The following is a 16,950-nucleotide window of genomic DNA, read 5'->3' on the forward strand; positions in this document are numbered from 1 at the left end:
CCGGAGGGAGGGCTGAGTGTGGGACGTGAAGAGTGCCCCCGGCAGGACTCGAACCTGCGGCCAAGTGCTTAGAAGGCACCTGCTCTATCCACTGAGCTACGGGGGCCCGAAGGTGGCCGTGGTGGCCTGGAGCCCCGGGGTGGGGGTGGGGCGTCCGTCCGTGCCGGGTCAAGGATAGGGCTCCGGTTGCCTTGTCCCGGTTGCTTCACCCGCGTGCCACGATGTGGAGGTTCGGTGAAGCGGTCCCGATACTCGCAGGCAGGTGCGATTCTCGCATCGCTTTTGCGCCGCGTCGCCCTGGGTGTTGTGCACTCGTTATGCCTGCGTCCCACTCGTCCGCCGTGTCCATGATGTTCCGCTGGAGTCGCCGTCGGCGCGCAGAGGGCGTATAAGCTTCAAAAATGGTCCTAAATTGGGCATTCTTCGCATGTGGTGACCTTGGATGTACGGCCTCAGCTGCTCGATGCCCTGTCCGCCCTGCGCGACCGGGTCGCGTCCGTGCGTCTGCCGCTGCCCCTGCCCGGCGCCCCGCGCGCCCGCCAGACCAGAGCCGAGCTGCTCGCGCAGCTCGACGACTACCTCGTACCCCGGCTCAAGGCGCCCGAGGCGCCCCTGCTCGCCGTCATCGGCGGGTCGACCGGGGCCGGCAAGTCCACCCTCGTCAACTCCCTCGTCGGCCGGCAGGTCAGCGAAGCGGGCGTACTGCGCCCCACGACGCGTACACCGGTGCTCGTCTGCCATCCGGATGACCACCACTGGTTCGCCGGGATGCGGATCCTCCCCGACCTGATGCGCGTCTGGGCGCCCCAGGAGGACGAGGAACCCGCCGGCCCGGCCAAGAGGAGCAACCTCCGCACACAGAACCGCCGCGCCTCCGCCCGCGAACTGCGGATCGAGACCGTCGCCACCCTCCCGCGCGGCCTCGCCATCCTCGACGCCCCCGACATCGACTCCCTCGTCGTCGAGCACCGGACGCTCGCCGCCGAACTCATCTGCGCCGCCGACGTCTGGGTCATGGTCACCACCGCCTCGCGGTACGCCGACGCCGTGCCCTGGCACCTGCTGCGCACCGCCAAGCAGTACAAGGCCACCCTGGTCACCGTCCTCGACCGGGTCCCGCACCAGGTGCTCACCGAGGTCTCGCGGCAGTACGGGGCCCTGCTCACCCGGGCCGGGCTGGGCGACGTACCCCGGTTCACGGTGCCCGAACTGCCCGAGTCGGCGGGCGGGGGCGGACTGCTGCCGGCCAGCGCCGTCGCGCCCCTGCTCGCCTGGCTCAGCCACCACGCCCAGGACCCGGCCGCCCGGCAGTACGCCGTCGGGCGCACCGCGCTGGGCGCGCTCGACTCGCTCGGACGGCGGATGCCGGAGCTGGCCTCGGCCGTCGCCGCCCAGCACGCCGCCGCCGTACGGCTGACATCGGCCGTCGAGGACGCGTACAAGCGGGAGGGCAAGCGGGTCCGCAGCCGCCTCGACCAGGGCGCCGTCCTCGCCGGGGACGCCCTGACCCGGTGGCGCGGCTACCCCCTCGACACCAGCGCCGACGAGCTGCTGGACTCCCTCGCCGAATCCCTCGCCGCGCTGCTCCAGTGCGCCGTCGCCGCCGCCGACGAGCGGATCGCCGAAGCGTGGCGACGCGAACCGGCCGCCGGAGCGGTGTCCCTGCCCGCCCCCGACCGGGAGGCGGCGGAACGTATCGGCATGGCCGTACGGCGCTGGCGGCGCGTCCTGGAGGAACTCGCGGAGGAGGAGGTCGCCCGCCTCGACAAGCAGCCGCTGCCCGACCCCGACGGCGTCGCGGCCCTCCTCGTCGCCGCCCTCCTCGGCGGCAAGCGCGCCCGCCCGGCGGGGGAGAAGCTCGCCGAGCGGATCGGCGTCCAGGCCGCCGTACGCCTGCGCGACCGGGGCGGAGAACTCGTCGGCGACCACCTCGACGAGGTGCTGCGAGCCGAACGCGACCGCCGTCTCGCCCCGCTGGAAGCGCTCGAAGTGACCCCGGAACCACAGGCCGAGCTGATCGCCGCGCTGTCCGTACTGCAGAAGGAGAGGTGACGCGGTGACCGCCCTGACCGACCGTGACCGCACCGACGACCGCTGGGACGACGGGTTCATCGCACGCTCCCGCCCCCGGCCCAAGGGCCGCAGGGGCCTGAGCGCCGCTCCCGGCCCCGGCGGCGAACTGTGCGGGGAGGGCCTCTGCGACGAGGGCCTGTGCGACGGGGACCACGACGACGCCGAGGTGCTGGGCGAGGGCGAGGAGGAACTCGTCCGCGCCGTGTCCGGGGCGGGCAGCGACGGCGGCAAGGTCTCCGCGCCACCCCTCAGCCCCGAGGCCCAGGCCCTGCGGACGCGCCTCGACGCGCTGCGCCAGCTCGTCGGACTGTCCCGGACCCGCCTCGACGGAAAGACCCTCGCCGAGGCCGGCCGGGTCCTCGACGAGGCCTCGGCGCGCCGAGGGCTGTCCCCGCAGCACACCGTCGTCGCCATCGCCGGAGCCACCGGAAGCGGCAAGTCCACGCTGTTCAATTCACTCGCCGGAGTGCAGATCTCCGAAACGGGGCTGCGCCGCCCGACCACGGCCGCACCGATCGCGTGCAGCTGGTCGGACGGGGCCGCCGGCCTCCTGGACCGGCTGGAGATCCCCGGCCGGCTGCGGCGCCGGCCCCGCGAGACCTCCGAGGCCGAGGCGCTGCGCGGCATGGTCCTCGTCGACCTGCCCGACCTGGACTCGGCGCTCGGCGTGCACCGGGACCACGTGGACCGGGTACTGGCACTGGTCGACGCGGTGGTGTGGGTCGTCGACCCCGAGAAGTACGCGGACGCCGTCCTCCACGAGCGGTACCTGCGCCCGCTCGCCGGGCACGCCGAGGTCACCTTCGTCGTGCTGAACCAGGTGGACCGGCTGCCCGGCGACTCCGCCGACCTCGTCCTCGACGACCTGCGCAGACTCCTCGACGACGACGGCATCGCGCTCGGCGAGCACGGCGAACCCGGAGCCACCGTCCTCGGACTGTCCGCCCTCACGGGTGAGGGCGTCGGGGAACTTCGCGAACTCCTCGGACAGTTCACCCAGGAGAAGGGCGCCGCGACCCGCCGGATCTCCGCCGATGTCGACCGGGCCGCGCTGCGCCTGCGCCCGCTGTACGTCGCCGACGGGCACGCGGGGCCGGAGATCGGCGAGGTGGCGCGCGCCGAGTTCGAGGACCGGCTCGCCGAAGCCGTCGGCGCGTACGCGGCGGGCCTCGCCGCCGAACGGGCCTGGCGGCGCAACGCCGGCAAGGCCTGCGGAACGCCCTGGCTGCGGCTGTGGCGGTGGTACGAGGGCCGCCGCGCCCCGCGCTCCCTGGCCGGACTGGCCGCCCTCGCCGCGATCGGCCGCTCCACCGCGCCCTCCGCGCAGACCCCCGTCGAGGAGGAGGTGACCGCCCGGCAGCGCGTCGAACAGGCCGTGCGGACCGTCGCCGACGAGGCGGTCATCGGACTGCCCGACCCCTGGGCGCAAGCCGTACGGGAGACCGCCGCGCGCGGCGGCGAACAGTTGCCCGAAGCGCTGGACGAGCTGGCCGTGACCCTGGGCCCCGAGGTCGCCGTGCCCGGCGCCAAGCCGCCCCGGCCGACGTGGTGGCCCGCCGCGGTCCTGGCGCAGGCGGCCATGACCCTCGTTCAGATCTTCGGCGGGCTGTGGCTCGTCGGGCAGATCGTGGGCGTCCTCGAACCGAAGCTCATGCCGCCGGTGCTGTTCATGGTGGCGGGCATCATCGGCGGGCCGCTGGTGGAGTGGGCCTGCTCCCTCGCCGCACGCGGCCCGGCCCGCCGCTACGGACAGGACGCCGAACGCCGACTGCGGCAGGCCGCCGCGGGCTGCGGACGGGCCAGGGTCCTGGAACCGGTCGCGGCCGAACTGCTGCGCTACCGGGAGGTGCGCGAGCAGTACGCCACGGTGGCCGCAGGGGGGAGCAAGTTGTCCACAACCCGCCAGTAGTCCACAGGCCGGAGCGGGGCCCGGGGGGCCGGGTCCAGCATGGTCGTACCTCGCGCGGCCGGTCCGCGGAGGTACCCGTGCGGAGGGCCCGCGCGGGTGGGCGGACGTGGGGGAGGGCGACCGGGATGAACGACACCCTGGTGACGCTGGTCGGGTACGTGGCGACACAGATCGACTTCAAGGAGACGACCACCGGCCCGTCGGCGAGATTCCGCTTCGCCGTGACGCCGAGGTACTTCGACCGGCGGACGGACACCTGGACGGACGCGGCCACCAGCTTCTACACGGTGTGGGCACGCCGTGTACTCGCGGTGAACCTGGCCGGTTCCGTGTCCGTCGGCGAACCGCTCGTGGTCCACGGACGATTGCGGGTCCGGGAGGACCCGCCCGACGGCGACGGGGTCCGGTGGTTCTCCGCCGACATCGACGCCATCGCGATCGGACACGACCTCAACCGCGGCACGGCCGCGTTCCGCCGGGTGGTCAGGACGGACACCCCACTGATGGGCAATCAGAACGCGGCGGTGGTTTGAGTGTTCGAGGGGGCTAGGATTCCCCGGTACTCACGGGCACCTGGGTCTTTGGCCCGAAGGGGAAGACTGTGTCGATTGCTGTTCCCGCGTCCTCCGCATCCTCCGCATCCTCCGCATCCTCGGGGTTCACCGATTCCGCGGCCGCCGCCGCAGGCGGACCGGAGTCCGCTCCGATGGCGCCGTCCGGCGCCCGATCAACGCCCAGAACCGCCAAACCCGCGGTTCCGCTTCCTGCCCGGGCGGCCACTCCCGTCGTCCCTGCCGTCCCCGCTCCGGGTGCCGGAGCCGGCGGCGGGGGGAGGCCCTCCGTGCGGCGGCCGCTCGCGGTGGCGCTGCTGGCGGCGGCGGCCTTCACCGCCGCACCGGGAGCCCGGGCCGCGGCGGACGCGGGTCCGACCACGGGTCGGACCTCCGAGGGGGCCGGCGCCGTCCTCGACGGACTCAAGACGTACGGACAGGCCGTCCTGCGCGCCGGCGACGGCTCGGTCCGGCAGATTCCCGCCGGCCTCCACGAGATGCGGGTCGACGGTGGCGGCACCCTCCAGACCTACGGAGTGGGCGTCGCGGGATACGCGCAGCCCCAGGCCCGCTTCACCGAGACCGGTTGGGGCGGCAGCCCCCTCGCCGGGAACGCCGAGGCGGGTCGCATCCGCTGGGTCCTGGAGCACTCCTACCCCCAGTTCAACGACCTGGCCGGGCTCGCCAAGGCCTCCGGAGCGGGTTCGCTGACCGCGGAGAGCGCGGCCGCCGGTACGCAGGTGGCGATCTGGAGACTGGCCGACGGGGCCCCGGTGGAGGCCGCCGACCCGGCCGCCGAACGCCTCGCCGACTACCTCCAGCGGGAGGCGGGTCGACTGCCCGAACCGCCCGCCTCGCTGGGGCTGGACCCCGGCCCGGCGACGGGACCCGTCACCGGGCCGACCGGCAGCCGCATCGGACCGGTCACGGTGCGGACCCGGGCCCAGAGCGTGACCGTCACCCCGGACGCGGCAGCGGCCGCCATGGGGGTCCGGGTCGTCGACGCCGACGGCAAGCCCCTGACCTCCGCCACCGACGGAAGCCGCCTGTACTTCGATGTGCCCGCGGGCACTCCCGACGGCACGGCCTCCGTCACCGTCCAGGGCTCCACCAAGGTCCCCGTCGGGCGGGTCTTCACCAGCGGAGTCCCCGCCGAGGCGCAGATCGTGGCCGGCTCCAGCGAATCCGCGGCCTCGGCCGGGGCCGCCGCGACGTGGCGCGAACCGGGGCAGGCCCCGGCGGGCCCGGTCGGCAACCTGTCCGGAGCGACCGAGGTCCCCGTCGCCGACGCCACCGCCCGGGCAACCGTCCGGCCCCCGGCATCCGCGGCTTCCCAGGTGTCCCCGGATTCCGCGGACGGGGAACGGTTGGCCTCCAGCGGCAGCTCCGCCGCGACCCCGGTCATCGCCTCCCTGGCCGTCGGCCTGGTGGTCCTGGGCGGAATGGTCGTCCTCCTCCTGCGCAAGCGCCCCCTCGAAGGCGACCACCCGGAGGAGGACGGGGCGTAGGACGGCCCCGTCGCCCGTCGCCCGTCGCCCGTTGCCCCGCCGGCGGTGTCCGCGGTCCGGGCTCCGGCGCGCCGCCACCCGCGCGCCGGAACCGGACTGTGGCGTTCGGGGCTCGTCTGATTCCGGACCGGTTCCCCGGGGTAGGCGCTGGAGATGTCTGATCAAGAACTGACCTGGCGGGGTGCGGTCGCGCGGTGGGACCGGCAGCTGTTCGACGCCGTGGCCCGCCGGCACTGGCCGGGGGCCGACCGGGTGCTGCCGCGCCTCGGTCGGGCGGCGAACCACGGGGTCCTGTGGGGCGGGACCGCGGTGGCGATCGGCGTGCTCGGCTCCCCCCGGGCCCGCAAGGCCGCGCTGCGCGGGGCCGCCTCGCTGGCGCTGGCCTCGGCGACCATCAACACCGTCGGCAAGTGGTCGGTCCGCAGGCCCCGCCCGCTGCTGGACGGGGTGCCCGCCGTGCGGCAGTTGCACACGCAGCCGCAGACCACCTCCTTCCCGTCGGGGCACTCGGCGTCGGCCTTCGCTTTCGCCGCCGGGCTGGCGCTGGAGTCCCCGGGGTGGGGGGCCGTGGTGGCGCCCGTCGCCGCGTCGGTGGCGTTCTCCCGCGTGTACACGGGGGTCCACTACCCGTCCGACGTCGCGGCGGGCGCGGCGCTCGGGGTGGCGGCGGGGTTCGTCGTACGGCGGCTCGCGCGGGACGCCCAGGAGGCCAGGGTGGTGCCGGGGGACGAGCGGCCCGCGCCCGGAGTCCCCGCGCTCCCGGACGGGGACGGGCTGACGGTGGTCGTGAACACCGCTTCGGGGACGGCCGCGGAGGCCGGGCTCCACGTCCTGCGGGAGCGGCTGCCGAAGGCGGAGCTGGTGGAGGTCGGCAGCGGCGACCTGGTGGCCGAGCTGGCGGCGGCGGCGTCCCGGGCCACCGTCCTCGGGGTGTGCGGCGGGGACGGCACGATAAACGCAGCGGCCACCGCCGCGCTGCGGGCCGGGGTGCCGCTCGCGGTGTTCCCCGGCGGCACCCTCAACCACTTCGCGCTGGACCTCGGCCTCGCCGGCCCGGCGGACACCTGCCGCGCGGTCGCGGCGGGCGAGGCGGTCCGCGTCGGCGTCGGCCGCTTCACCCCCGGCCCCCGCCACCCCGACGCCCCCGACGCCCCCGCGAGTACGGCCACCGGCCACCACCCGGACGCCGGCTCCGGTACCGGATCCGGCTCCGGCTCCGTCCCGGTCCCCGGAGCCGGCCCCCGGCCGGGCGACGACTCCGGGTACTTCCTGAACAACTTCAGCGTCGGGGCGTACCCGGAGCTGCTGCGCCACCGGCTGCACTGGGGCCCGCGGATCGGCGGCGGGCCGGCCGCGTTGCTCGCCGCCTGGCAGGTACTGCGCGCCGAGCGGCCCGTACGGCTCCGGTTGGCCGGTCGACCCCGGAGCGTGTGGCTGCTCTTCGCCGGCAACGGCACCTACCAGGGGACCGGCCCGACGCCGCGCCGACGCGCCACCCTCGGCGAGGGCCTGCTCGACCTGCGGCTCGTCCTCGGAGGTGGCCGCCCCGGACCCCGGCTCCTCGCCGCCGCCTTCACCGGCCCGCTGACCCGTTCCCCGGTGCACGTGGCGAGCAAGCTGCGCAGCCTGCGCGTCTCGGACGTCCCGCCGGGCACCCCGCTCGCCTACGACGGGGAGTACGCCCAGGCCCCCGCCGCCTTCGTCCTCGACGCCCTGCCGGACGCCCTCACCGTCTACCGCCCCCACTGACGCCCACCGCCCCGGCCCCGCGGCCGGGGCGGAACCGTCGGCCGGGCGTCGCACCGCCCTCGGTCCGCGACCCGGCACGCCCCCCGGGGGCAAGCCCCGGCGGGGCAGGCCCTAGAAGGGTTCCACCGCCGGGCCCGGCTCCACCCCCAGGTCGGCGCGCATCGCGCCGCGCATGACCATCCACTGCTCGTTGGCCCGGAGCAGCCCGGACTGGATCTCCTCGAACGAACCGTCCGGCGCGGGGTTGCCCTCCTCCAGCCGCATGACCCGGTCGTACAGGGACGCGAAGGTCTGCGACATCGCGTCCAGTTCCGCCAGGACCGCGTCGGAGGCGGCCATCTGGGCCTCGGCGAATGACGCGTGCATCGCGTGCCGCGCGTCCTCCAGGGCCGTTCGCCGTTCCGGGGCGACCGCGTCCTTGTGCACCAGCCAGAGGTAGTTCATGAGCTCGACGCGGAAGCGGCGGTAGCCGGAGTTCGCCGCCACGTAGCAGTCGCGCCGTTTGTCCAGCGCGGAGACCTGCTGCTCGCGCCGCCACTGGGCGTCGGCCACCCGTTCCTGCCGGTCACCCTGCTCCGCCTGGACGCGGGCCACGAGGCGCTGCGTCAGCAGGGGGGCGAAGAGGGTGCCGCCGACGCCGATGAGCGCGATGGCGAGCGGGATGAGGGAAGTGCTGTTCAGGGGGACCTCCGGGACCACCGGCGCCGGGTGGCGCAGCAGCATCCTGCCCTCCCGGGGGACCCCCGGCCAGACCCTTCCCCGCCGCCCACCACCCGCCGCCCGCAGGCCACCGTCGGGCCCCGGCCCAGGGGCCTCTGACCTACCCATTCGCCCGCAGGTATGGACGACTGGCAAGATGGGGTGTATCTGCCCACCATCGATCTGCCGGACGGTTTCTCTTGGCTGAGTTCATCTACACCATGCGCAAGACGCGCAAGGCGCACGGCGACAAGGTGATCCTTGACGACGTCTTCCTGAACTTCCTGCCCGGCGCGAAGATCGGTGTGGTGGGCCCGAACGGCGCCGGTAAGTCCACCGTTCTGAAGATCATGGCGGGCATCGAGCAGCCGTCGAACGGTGAGGCGTACCTGTCTCCCGGCTACACGGTCGGCATCCTCATGCAGGAGCCCAAGCTCGACGAGTCGAAGACCGTCCTGGAGAACGTCGAGGACGGCGTCGCCGAGATCAAGGGCAAGCTCAACCGGTTCAACGCGATCGCCGAGGAAATGGCGACGAACTACACCGATGAGCTGATGGAGGAGATGGGCAAGCTCCAGGACGACCTGGACCACGCCAACGCGTGGGACCTCGACGCCCAGCTGGAGCAGGCCATGGACGCGCTGGGCTGCCCGCCCGGCGACTGGCCTGTCACCACCCTCTCCGGCGGTGAGAAGCGTCGCGTGGCGCTCTGCAAGCTGCTGCTGGAAGCCCCCGACCTGCTGCTCCTCGACGAGCCCACCAACCACCTCGACGCCGAGTCGGTGAACTGGCTGGAGCAGCACCTCTCGCAGTACAAGGGCTGCGTCATCGCGGTCACCCACGACCGGTACTTCCTGAACAACGTCGCCGAGTGGATCCTCGAACTCGACCGCGGCCGCGCCATCGCCTACGAGGGCAACTACTCCACGTACCTGGAGAAGAAGGCCACCCGCCTCAAGGTCGAGGGCCGCAAGGACGAGAAGCGCCAGAAGCGCCTCAAGGAAGAGCTGGAGTGGGTGCGGTCCAACGCCAAGGGGCGTCAGACCAAGTCCAAGGCCCGTCTCGCCCGGTACGAGGAGATGGCGGCCGAGGCCGACAAGATGCGGAAGCTGGACTTCGAGGAGATCCAGATCCCGCCGGGCCCGCGTCTGGGCTCGATCGTGGTCGAGGTCAACAACCTCACCAAGGCGTTCGGCGACAAGGTCCTCATCGACGACCTGTCGTTCACGCTGCCGCGCAACGGCATCGTCGGCGTCATCGGCCCGAACGGCGCCGGCAAGACCACGCTCTTCAAGATGATCCAGGGCCTGGAGACGCCGGACTCCGGCGCCATCAAGGTCGGCGAGACCGTCAAGATCAGCTACGTCGACCAGAGCCGCGCCAACATCGACCCCAAGAAGACCCTCTGGGCGGTCGTGTCGGACGAGCTGGACTACATCAACGTGGGCCAGGTCGAGATGCCGTCCCGCGCGTACGTCAGCGCCTTCGGCTTCAAGGGTCCGGACCAGCAGAAGCCGGCCGGTGTCCTGTCCGGTGGTGAGCGCAACCGCCTGAACCTGGCGCTGACGCTCAAGGAGGGCGGCAACCTGCTGCTCCTCGACGAGCCCACCAACGACCTCGACGTCGAGACCCTGTCGTCGCTGGAGAACGCGCTCCTCGAATTCCCCGGTGCGGCCGTGGTCATCTCCCACGACCGTTGGTTCCTGGACCGGGTCGCCACGCACATCCTCGCGTACGAGGGTGAGTCCAGGTGGTACTGGTTCGAGGGCAACTTCGAGTCCTACGAGAAGAACAAGGTCGAGCGGCTCGGCCCGGACGCCACGCGTCCGCACCGTGCCACCTACAAGAAGCTCACCCGGGGCTAGGTCGAGACCATGGCGAGACACCACTACCGGTGCCCCCTCCGTTGGGCGGACATGGATGCCTTCGGGCACGTCAACAACGTCGTCTTCCTCCGCTACCTGGAGGAGGCACGGATCGACTTCATGTTCCGCCTGGCGCCGGGGGAGGGCAGCGACTCCTTCACGGGCGGCTCCGTCGTGGCCCGCCACGAGATCGACTACAAGCTGCCCCTGGTGCACCGGCACGAGCCCGTCCTCATCGAGTCCTGGGTGACCCGCATCGGCGCCGCTTCCCTGACCATCCGCTACGAGGTCAAGGACGAGGCGACTCAGGACGCGCCGGAGACGGTGTACGTACGGGCCGAGACCGTGGTCGTGCCCTACAACCTCGCCGAGGGACGTCCCCGCCGCATCACCGCGGAGGAGCGTCGCTTCCTGGAGGAGTACCTCGACCGGCCCGAGCCCGCCGAAGGGCGCCTCGCGGCATGACCGAGCAGCTGCGCTTCGTCGATCCCGGGGAGGCGGCGGACCTCGCCGCCTTCCTGGGTCGGCTGGTGCACTACGACCGCGCCGCCGCCGTCCGCCTGCAGGCGCGGTCGGGCGGCGGCGCGCTCGCCGTCTTCGGACGCCCGCCGTCCTTCGACGTGCTCGCCGTCCGTACGGCCCGCCTGGCCGAGCCCCTCGCGACACCGCTCGACCTCACGGTGTCGGCGGGCGAGCTGCTGGAGGCGATCGACGAGACCACCGCCGGCGCCGTCGTGCCCGCGCCGGTCACCGGGCCCCCCTGGGCCGGTGTGCTGCCGCCCCGCGGCGGCTGGCAGCCCGTGCCGGGCCTTCCTTCCCCCGAGGCGGTCAGGGCCTGTGTGGCCGCGGCCGTCACCGAGTTCCGGGCCCGGGACGAGGCCCTGCCCCCGCAGCACCGGACCCGCTCCGAGCGGGACCGCATCGGCCGCGAGATCTGGTCGCGGACCTTGGGCGACACCGAACTTCCGCTGCGCGCCGTGCACGCCGCGCAGTCCCTGGGCTTCCTGCGCCCGGTAAGGACCCCCGTCCCCGCCGCGACGCCCCCCGTGGCGGCGCCGGTCACGGCGCCCGCCCCCGTGGCGCTGTTCGCCTCGGGCGGCTGGCTGCGCCTCAGCACCCCGTACGGGTCCGTCGCCACCCGGCGCCCCGGGCGGACCGGCGGCCTGGGCGCCCTCCAGGTACGTCCCGTCTGACCTCCCCGACCCGACGCCCCGGGCCGGCCGGACTCAGGCGGAGTTGATCATCGAGGCGGCCGCGTAGGTCAGGTAGCGCCACAGCTGCGCCTCGTGCTCCGGCGCCAGCCCCATCTCGTCCAGCGCCACCCGCATGTGCTTGAGCCACGCGTCGTGCGCGGCGGCGTCGACCTGGAACGGCGCGTGCCGCATCCGCAGGCGGGGGTGGCCCCGGTTGTCGCTGTAGGTGGTCGGGCCGCCCCAGTACTGCATCAGGAACAGCGCGAAGCGTTCCTCGGCGGGCCCGAGGTCCTCCTCCGGGTACATCGGGCGCAGCAGCGGGTCCCCCGCGACCCCCTGGTAGAAGCGGTGGACCAGCCGGCGGAAGGTGTCCTCGCCGCCCACCAGCTCGTAGAAGGTCTGCTCCTGGACCGTGCTCTGCGGATCGTCATTCACCCGACCATCGTCTCAGACACCCGGACGGAGGACTCCGGTCCCAGGGCCTTGATCTCTTGCAGGGGTCGCATGATCTCTTGCAGGGGTCGCACGGGAGGCCCGCCCGCAGCACAGTGGAGTCATGGGCACGGGTGGCACGGGGGCACACACCCCACGCAGGTCCCGCAGCACGCCGGACGAAGCGGTCCGGGACACGCGGGCGGCGGCGCACGCCGCCCAGGTGCGGGAGCTGACGGCGGCCGGGGCGCTGGAGGACCCGGCCTGGCGGGCCGCCTTCGCGGCGGTGCCCCGGCACGTGTTCGTCCCGTACTTCTGGACCGGCCGCGGCGCCGGGCACGAACGGCTGTGGGGCGAGGACCCGGATCCCGAACAGCGGGCCCGCTGGCTGCGCGGCGTGTACACCGACACCCCGCTGGCTACCCGACTGCGCGACGGCGAACTGGTCTCCTCCAGCAGCCAGCCCTCGCTGATGGCGAGGATGCTGGAGGCGCTGGAGGTGCGCGACGGCGACAACGTGCTGGAGATCGGTGCGGGCACCGGCTACAACGCCGCCCTGCTCTGCCACCGGCTCGGCGAGGACCTGGTCACCACGGTCGACCTGGACGAGGAGATCACCGAGTCGGCGCGGGCCCACCTGGCGCTGCTCGGGTACCGCCCGACGGTGGTGACGGGGGACGGGGCGCGCGGCTGCCCCTCCCGGGCCCCCTTCGACCGGATCCTGGTGACCTGCACCCTGCCGCTGATCCCGGACGCCTGGCCCGCCCAGTGTCGGCCGGGCGCGCGGATCCTGGCGCCGCTGTCGACGGGGCTGATCGCGCTCACCGTCCGGGACGCCGGTTTCGCCGAGGGCCACTTCCTGCACACCTCGGCCTACTTCGTCCCCCTGCGCGGGGCCACGGCCTCGCCCACCCCCGCCGGGACGACGGGTCCGCTGCACGGGGTTCCGTACGAACTGGTGGCGAACGAGCGCTTCCAGTTCCTGCTGATCCTGACCGCGGGCGTGCTGCACCCCCGTGAGGCCCTGGACCTGTGGCGCAGGGAGGGCCGGCCGCCGCGCGAGCGGTTCGGGGTCACGATCACGGCGGAGGGCCAGTGGTCCTGGCTCGACGACCCCCAGGGCCCGTACGTGTGGCCGCTGGGGGAACCGGTCCGGCCCGGTTAGCCGCGGCGGATGGTGATGGTGGTCCAGGCCCCCACGTGGACGCGGTCGCCGTCGGAGAGGGGGACCGGCACGTACGGCTGGATCGGCTCCTCACCGCCGTTGATGGTGGTGCCGTTGGTGGAGTTCTGGTCGACGACCGCCCAGCTGAGGTCGGGCTGCTGGACGAGCACCGCGTGCTGGTGGGAGACGCCCGGGTCCTCCGGCGGCACCGCGAGGTCGATGTCCGGGGCCTCGCCCGTGGAGGCGCGGCGCCGGCCGATGGTGATCTGGCCGCCGGAGAGCGGCAGGTGCTGTTCGGGGGAGTACGCGGGCAGGTTGAGCGCGGCGGCCTCCGGGCCGCTGCGCTGCATCATCGCCAGGAAGTACGAGCGGTCGGGTGCGATCGTCGCCGACCAGGACACCGGCGCCGGGTTGTTCTGCGGCGGGAACGACTGGTGCTGCTGGTACTCGTGGTGCTGCTGCACCGGCTGTTGCTGGTGGTGGTACTCCTGAGACGGCGGAGCCTGCTGCTGGTAGTACTCCTGCTGGTACTCCTGCTGCACGGGCTGCTGCCCGGACTGGCCCTGCTGCTCGTGCGAGGGCGGCGGCAACAGCCAGTCGTCCTCCCGCTGGAGCGGTTCGGCGGGCCGGTTGACCCGGGACGGCCGGGACCCCTGGTACTCGAAGTGGTCCTGGGAGAAGACCGGCGGTGCCTGGGCCGGCGGCGGGGGCGGCGGGCCGGGCTGCGCGCCCGCCCCGGTGCCGGGCCCCGCACCCGTGCCCGTCGCGTCCGGGGACAACGGCGCGTACGAAGTCGGCGTACGGGTCAGGAAGTTGTACCGGCACTCCTCGCAGAACGGGGCCATGGCCTCGCGCGGGGTCCGGCACTGCGGGCACAGCTCCGCCTGGGCGGTCGGTTCACCGGCCGTGGGAGGGTAGCCGTATCCGTAGGAGGGCGCCGCGGGGGTGCCCGTAGGGGCAGCCATGCGGTGGCCGCAGACCTCGCACCAGTCGTCGGAGGCGGACTGGTGCCCGTTCGGGCAGGTCGGCATCGCGGCGCTTCCCCCTTCTTCCTGCGTCATCGCGTCAGGTTTCTTGTCAGGACTTCTTCACTCGGACGGTCTGCGTCGAACGCGTTTCAAGGGTCATCTCGTCGGCATCGGCGACCTTCGCTTTCAGCCGCACAGTACCCGCCACCGCGTCGACGACATCCACCACCTTCGCCAGCAGTTTGGCAGTGTCGGCGTTCCCGGAGACGCTCGCCAACTGCACGGCACGCCCCAGTTTGGCCGTGGCCCCGTCCACATCACCCATTTTGCGGGCTTCCAGGCCCTGTTGGATAGCCTGCGCGAGTTCTGCCTGTCCCGTGTAGTGCGCCACTTGCGGGCTGATCGCGGTCGAGGCGGCCAGATCGTCGGTCCACACCGCCCTGACCAGCCCCTGGGCGAGCGGCGGCCGGGGCTCGCCCGCCGGCCCGGGCAGGACCAGCGAGGCGCGGGCCGCCAACATCTCCTGGCCGACGGAGGCCCCCGGCACCCGGACGCAGACGTGGTACTCGCGGGACTCGTCGCCCCACGACCCGGTCGGGTAGTCCCCGGCGCGGGGCCCGGCCTCCGTGCGGCGGCCGGTCAGGTCCTGGACGGCGGGCGCGACCTGCTTGACGTACTGGACCTCCACCCCCACCGGGGTCCACAGGCGCAGCGCCACGTCCGCGACCTCCTTGCCCATGACGTTCTCCATCATGCGCGTGAAGTCCTCGGCGAGGTGGGCCGGATCGGCGACGATGTCCGCCGAGCCGAGCAGCGCGCCCGCGATCCCGGTGACCTCCTTCACCTCCCAGTCGGTGCCCACGCCGCGGGCGTCGCACGTGAAGCGGCCGGCGCAGGCGTCGAGGGTGGCGCGCAGCACCGCGGGTTCCTCGTGCTCGTTGCGGCCGTCGGTGAGCAGGATCCCGTGCCGGATCGTGGCCGGGGACCGGCGGAGCAGTCCGTCGGCCAGCCGCAGCCAGGTCCCGATGGCGGTGCCGCCGCTCGCGGTCAGACCGCGCAGCGACTCCTTGGCCTGCGCGCGGCTCGCCGGGTCGGCGGTGGCCAACCGGCCCTGGCCCGGGTACACCTCGCGGGCCACGTGGGTGCCGGCGATCACGGCGAAGGCGGTGCCGTCGCGCAGGGTGTCGATCGCGGCGGCCGTCGCCTCGCGGGCCCCGCGCATCTTGTCCGGCGGGTACTCCATCGAGCCCGAGCAGTCGACCATGATCACGACGGCCGCGTCCTGCCCCAGGACGCGGGCGGCCGTCGCGGTGGCGCCCCCGCTGGAGGTGACCGTCACGATGGCGTGCACGTCCCGGCCGCCCTCGGGCAGGAACTCGTTCTGGTACACCTCCACGCTGAAGCGCGGGGCGCTCGGCTTGGCGAAGTTCGCCATCGACTGGACTCCTCGGGGGCTGGCTGACGGGGACGGGCGGGTCAGGCCCGGGGGCGCGGTTCCGCTTCGGCTTCCGCTTCCGGGCCGGCGCCGGGGGCCCCCGGTTCCGGTACGGCGGCGAAGGGCACGACGGCGACGGTGACGTTGTCGTGCCCGCCCCCGTCGAGGGCGTGGCCCACCAGGACCTGCGCGCTGTGCAGGGGACGGACGGCCGCGTCGGAGGGCAGGACCTGGGCCATGTCCCGGGCGGACTCCGCGTAGTTCCAGAGGCCGTCGGTGCAGACGACGACCACGCCGGGGTGATCCGGCTTGTAGCTGGCGGTGTGCGGTTCGAGCTCGTACGCGTCGGCCCCGAGCCAGCCGGTGATGGCGTGGGCCCGGACGTCGGCGTAGGCCTCGGCCTCGCCCATCAGGCCCGCCGCGACCATCTGGGCGGCCCACGAGTCGTCCTCGGTCAGGCGCCGGGGCATGGCGCCACGGTCGTCGGGCACCCAGTAGGCGCGGCTGTCACCGACCCAGCCGATGGTCAGGACACCGCCGCTGACGACGGCGCCGACCAGCGTGCAGGCGGGCGCGTTCTGCGCCCCGGGAGTCTCGGGCGCGAGGGCGTTCACCGCGGTGGCGGCGGCGAGGATCGCCTCGTGCATGGCCTCCTGGGGGTGGGCGCCGCGGGGGAGGGCGTCGAGGAGCGCCTCGTTGGCGGCGCGGGCGGCCGCGGCCGAGGCCTCGTCGGGCCGGCTCGCGGAGGAGACGCCGTCGCACACGATGGCCACGGTGGCGGCCGACCCGTCGGGCAGGGCGGTCGCCGACACCGCGAAGGAGTCCTCGTTGCGGTGGTGGCGCAGGCCGCGGTCGCTGACGGCGGCGACGCTGCCGAGCTCCTCCTCCAGGTGGTCCCGCTCGCGGGGCTGGGCGTGGCCGCAGTGCTCGCAGTACCCGTCCGGGTCGACGTGCCCGGCGCGGCAGGCGACGCAGGTCTTCCCGCCGTCCCCCGCCGGGACGGCGCCGTACGGGTCCTCGTGCGCGGCTCCGCCCTGCGCGCCGTACGGCTCCTCGTGCGCGGGCGCCCCCCACGCCCCGTCCCCGACCGGCGCACCGGGGTCCCCGGCGCCGCCGGGGAGGTCGTGGCGCACGGGATCCTGCCCGTACGGGGCCTGGTGGTGGCCCGGCTCCTGACCGTGCGGCCGCTCGTGACGGGTCGGCTCGGGCCCGTGCGGGGCATCGCCCCGGGTCGGTTCCTGTCCGTACGGGGCCTGGTGGCGGCCCTGTTCCTGTCCGTACGAGCCCTCGTGCCCGGCGTCGGAGGCGCCCCAGGGCACGCTCGGGCCCGGCATGACGGAGCCGTCGTCGACCAGGGTCGGGGCGGCCTCGGCCACGCTGCCCCAGCCGGGCGCGGGCAGCCC

The 16,950-nt window shown here is 73.9% G+C and carries 14 protein-coding genes and 1 tRNA gene; 9 read left to right on the forward strand and 6 right to left on the reverse strand.

All coding sequences use genetic code 11. The features are described from left to right. Window positions 1-33 precede the first annotated feature (33 nt). Window positions 34-106 (reverse strand) — tRNA-Arg (locus NOD94_RS21995). Between the two features lie 332 nt (window positions 107-438). On the opposite strand from NOD94_RS21995, the gene NOD94_RS22000 reads away from it, so the two are divergent. The 5 genes from NOD94_RS22000 to NOD94_RS22020 all read left to right on the forward strand — a co-directional run bounded on the left by NOD94_RS22000 (window position 439) and on the right by NOD94_RS22020 (window position 7,790). Continuing rightward, a complete protein-coding gene (locus tag NOD94_RS22000) occupies window positions 439-2,052 on the forward strand; it encodes a dynamin family protein (RefSeq protein ID WP_281207762.1) in 1,614 nt (537 codons plus the stop codon). Between the two features lie 4 nt (window positions 2,053-2,056). Continuing rightward, window positions 2,057-3,982 carry a YfjP family GTPase gene (locus NOD94_RS22005; RefSeq protein ID WP_281207751.1) on the forward strand — a complete coding sequence of 642 codons (1,926 nt, stop codon included), beginning with the start codon at window positions 2,057-2,059 and terminating at the stop codon, window positions 3,980-3,982. A 125-nt stretch (window positions 3,983-4,107) separates the two neighbouring features. Then, window positions 4,108-4,515, forward strand: coding sequence for a single-stranded DNA-binding protein (locus NOD94_RS22010; protein WP_281207752.1), 408 nt, complete (start codon window positions 4,108-4,110; stop codon window positions 4,513-4,515). 308 nt (window positions 4,516-4,823) lie between these two features. Further along, on the forward strand, window positions 4,824-6,041 hold the full coding sequence (locus NOD94_RS22015) for a thioester domain-containing protein (RefSeq protein WP_281207753.1): 1,218 nt from the start codon (window positions 4,824-4,826) through the stop codon (window positions 6,039-6,041). Window positions 6,042-6,194: 153 nt separating this feature from the next. Beyond that, window positions 6,195-7,790: a bifunctional phosphatase PAP2/diacylglycerol kinase family protein gene (locus NOD94_RS22020; protein ID WP_281207754.1), complete on the forward strand. Its 1,596-nt coding sequence runs from the start codon at window positions 6,195-6,197 to the stop codon at window positions 7,788-7,790. A 111-nt stretch (window positions 7,791-7,901) separates the two neighbouring features. On the opposite strand, the gene NOD94_RS22025 is transcribed toward NOD94_RS22020, so the two are convergent. Then, a complete protein-coding gene (locus NOD94_RS22025; RefSeq protein WP_281207755.1) occupies window positions 7,902-8,513 on the reverse strand; it encodes a hypothetical protein in 612 nt (203 codons plus the stop codon). A 176-nt stretch (window positions 8,514-8,689) separates the two neighbouring features. Between NOD94_RS22025 and ettA the strand changes: the two genes are divergently transcribed. Genes ettA through NOD94_RS22040 form a run of 3 tightly spaced genes read left to right on the forward strand, consistent with a single transcriptional unit; the run spans window position 8,690 to window position 11,547 of the window. Continuing rightward, on the forward strand, window positions 8,690-10,354 hold the full coding sequence (gene ettA, locus NOD94_RS22030) for an energy-dependent translational throttle protein EttA (RefSeq protein WP_281207756.1): 1,665 nt from the start codon (window positions 8,690-8,692) through the stop codon (window positions 10,352-10,354). Between the two features lie 9 nt (window positions 10,355-10,363). Next, entirely contained in the window at window positions 10,364-10,819 is a 456-nt protein-coding gene (locus tag NOD94_RS22035; RefSeq protein ID WP_281207757.1) for a thioesterase family protein, read from the forward strand. After that, complete coding sequence (locus NOD94_RS22040; protein ID WP_281207758.1) at window positions 10,816-11,547, forward strand: hypothetical protein; 732 nt, start codon at window positions 10,816-10,818, stop codon at window positions 11,545-11,547. Before NOD94_RS22035 ends, NOD94_RS22040 begins: the two co-directional genes overlap by 4 nt. Before the next feature lie 33 nt (window positions 11,548-11,580). Here the strand turns inward: NOD94_RS22040 and NOD94_RS22045 are convergent, their stop codons facing one another. Beyond that, the gene (locus NOD94_RS22045) at window positions 11,581-11,982 is read right to left on the reverse strand and encodes a globin (protein ID WP_281207759.1); all 402 of its coding nucleotides are present in this window, start codon (window positions 11,980-11,982) and stop codon (window positions 11,581-11,583) included. A gap of 121 nt (window positions 11,983-12,103) precedes the next feature. Here NOD94_RS22045 and NOD94_RS22050 point away from each other — a divergent pair, with 121 nt between their 5' ends. Then, the gene (locus NOD94_RS22050; RefSeq protein ID WP_281207760.1) at window positions 12,104-13,144 is read left to right on the forward strand and encodes a methyltransferase domain-containing protein; all 1,041 of its coding nucleotides are present in this window, start codon (window positions 12,104-12,106) and stop codon (window positions 13,142-13,144) included. Here NOD94_RS22050 and NOD94_RS22055 read toward each other — a convergent pair. Genes NOD94_RS22055 through NOD94_RS22065 form a run of 3 tightly spaced genes read right to left on the reverse strand, consistent with a single transcriptional unit; the run spans window position 13,141 to window position 16,947 of the window. Continuing rightward, on the reverse strand, window positions 13,141-14,175 hold the full coding sequence (locus NOD94_RS22055; RefSeq protein WP_281207763.1) for an FHA domain-containing protein: 1,035 nt from the start codon (window positions 14,173-14,175) through the stop codon (window positions 13,141-13,143). The two genes, NOD94_RS22050 and NOD94_RS22055, sit on opposite strands and share 4 nt — an antisense overlap. 46 nt (window positions 14,176-14,221) lie before the next feature. After that, a complete protein-coding gene (locus tag NOD94_RS22060) occupies window positions 14,222-15,547 on the reverse strand; it encodes a VWA domain-containing protein (RefSeq protein WP_281207761.1) in 1,326 nt (441 codons plus the stop codon). A gap of 41 nt (window positions 15,548-15,588) precedes the next feature. Continuing rightward, window positions 15,589-16,947 (reverse strand): PP2C family serine/threonine-protein phosphatase, encoded by a 1,359-nt coding sequence (locus tag NOD94_RS22065; RefSeq protein WP_281207764.1) that lies wholly within the window; start codon window positions 16,945-16,947, stop codon window positions 15,589-15,591. Window positions 16,948-16,950 lie beyond the last annotated feature (3 nt).

Origin of the sequence: Streptomyces sp. Isolate_45 (assembly GCF_024721315.2) — a bacterium.
Lineage (GTDB): Bacteria > Actinomycetota > Actinomycetes > Streptomycetales > Streptomycetaceae > Streptomyces.

Excerpts from the sequence above, each read along its gene's own strand:
- NOD94_RS22010 (WP_281207752.1), top strand. The coding sequence starts at position 4,108 with ATGAACGACACCCTGGTGACGCTGGTCGGGTACGTGGCGACACAGATC.
- NOD94_RS22020 (WP_281207754.1), top strand. The coding sequence starts at position 6,195 with ATGTCTGATCAAGAACTGACCTGGCGGGGTGCGGTCGCGCGGTGGGAC.
- NOD94_RS22025 (WP_281207755.1), bottom strand. The coding sequence starts at position 8,513 with ATGCTGCTGCGCCACCCGGCGCCGGTGGTCCCGGAGGTCCCCCTGAAC.
- NOD94_RS22035 (WP_281207757.1), top strand. The coding sequence starts at position 10,364 with ATGGCGAGACACCACTACCGGTGCCCCCTCCGTTGGGCGGACATGGAT.
- NOD94_RS22040 (WP_281207758.1), top strand. The coding sequence starts at position 10,816 with ATGACCGAGCAGCTGCGCTTCGTCGATCCCGGGGAGGCGGCGGACCTC.
- NOD94_RS22050 (WP_281207760.1), top strand. The coding sequence starts at position 12,104 with ATGGGCACGGGTGGCACGGGGGCACACACCCCACGCAGGTCCCGCAGC.
- NOD94_RS22055 (WP_281207763.1), bottom strand. The coding sequence starts at position 14,175 with ATGCCGACCTGCCCGAACGGGCACCAGTCCGCCTCCGACGACTGGTGC.
- NOD94_RS22060 (WP_281207761.1), bottom strand. The coding sequence starts at position 15,547 with ATGGCGAACTTCGCCAAGCCGAGCGCCCCGCGCTTCAGCGTGGAGGTG.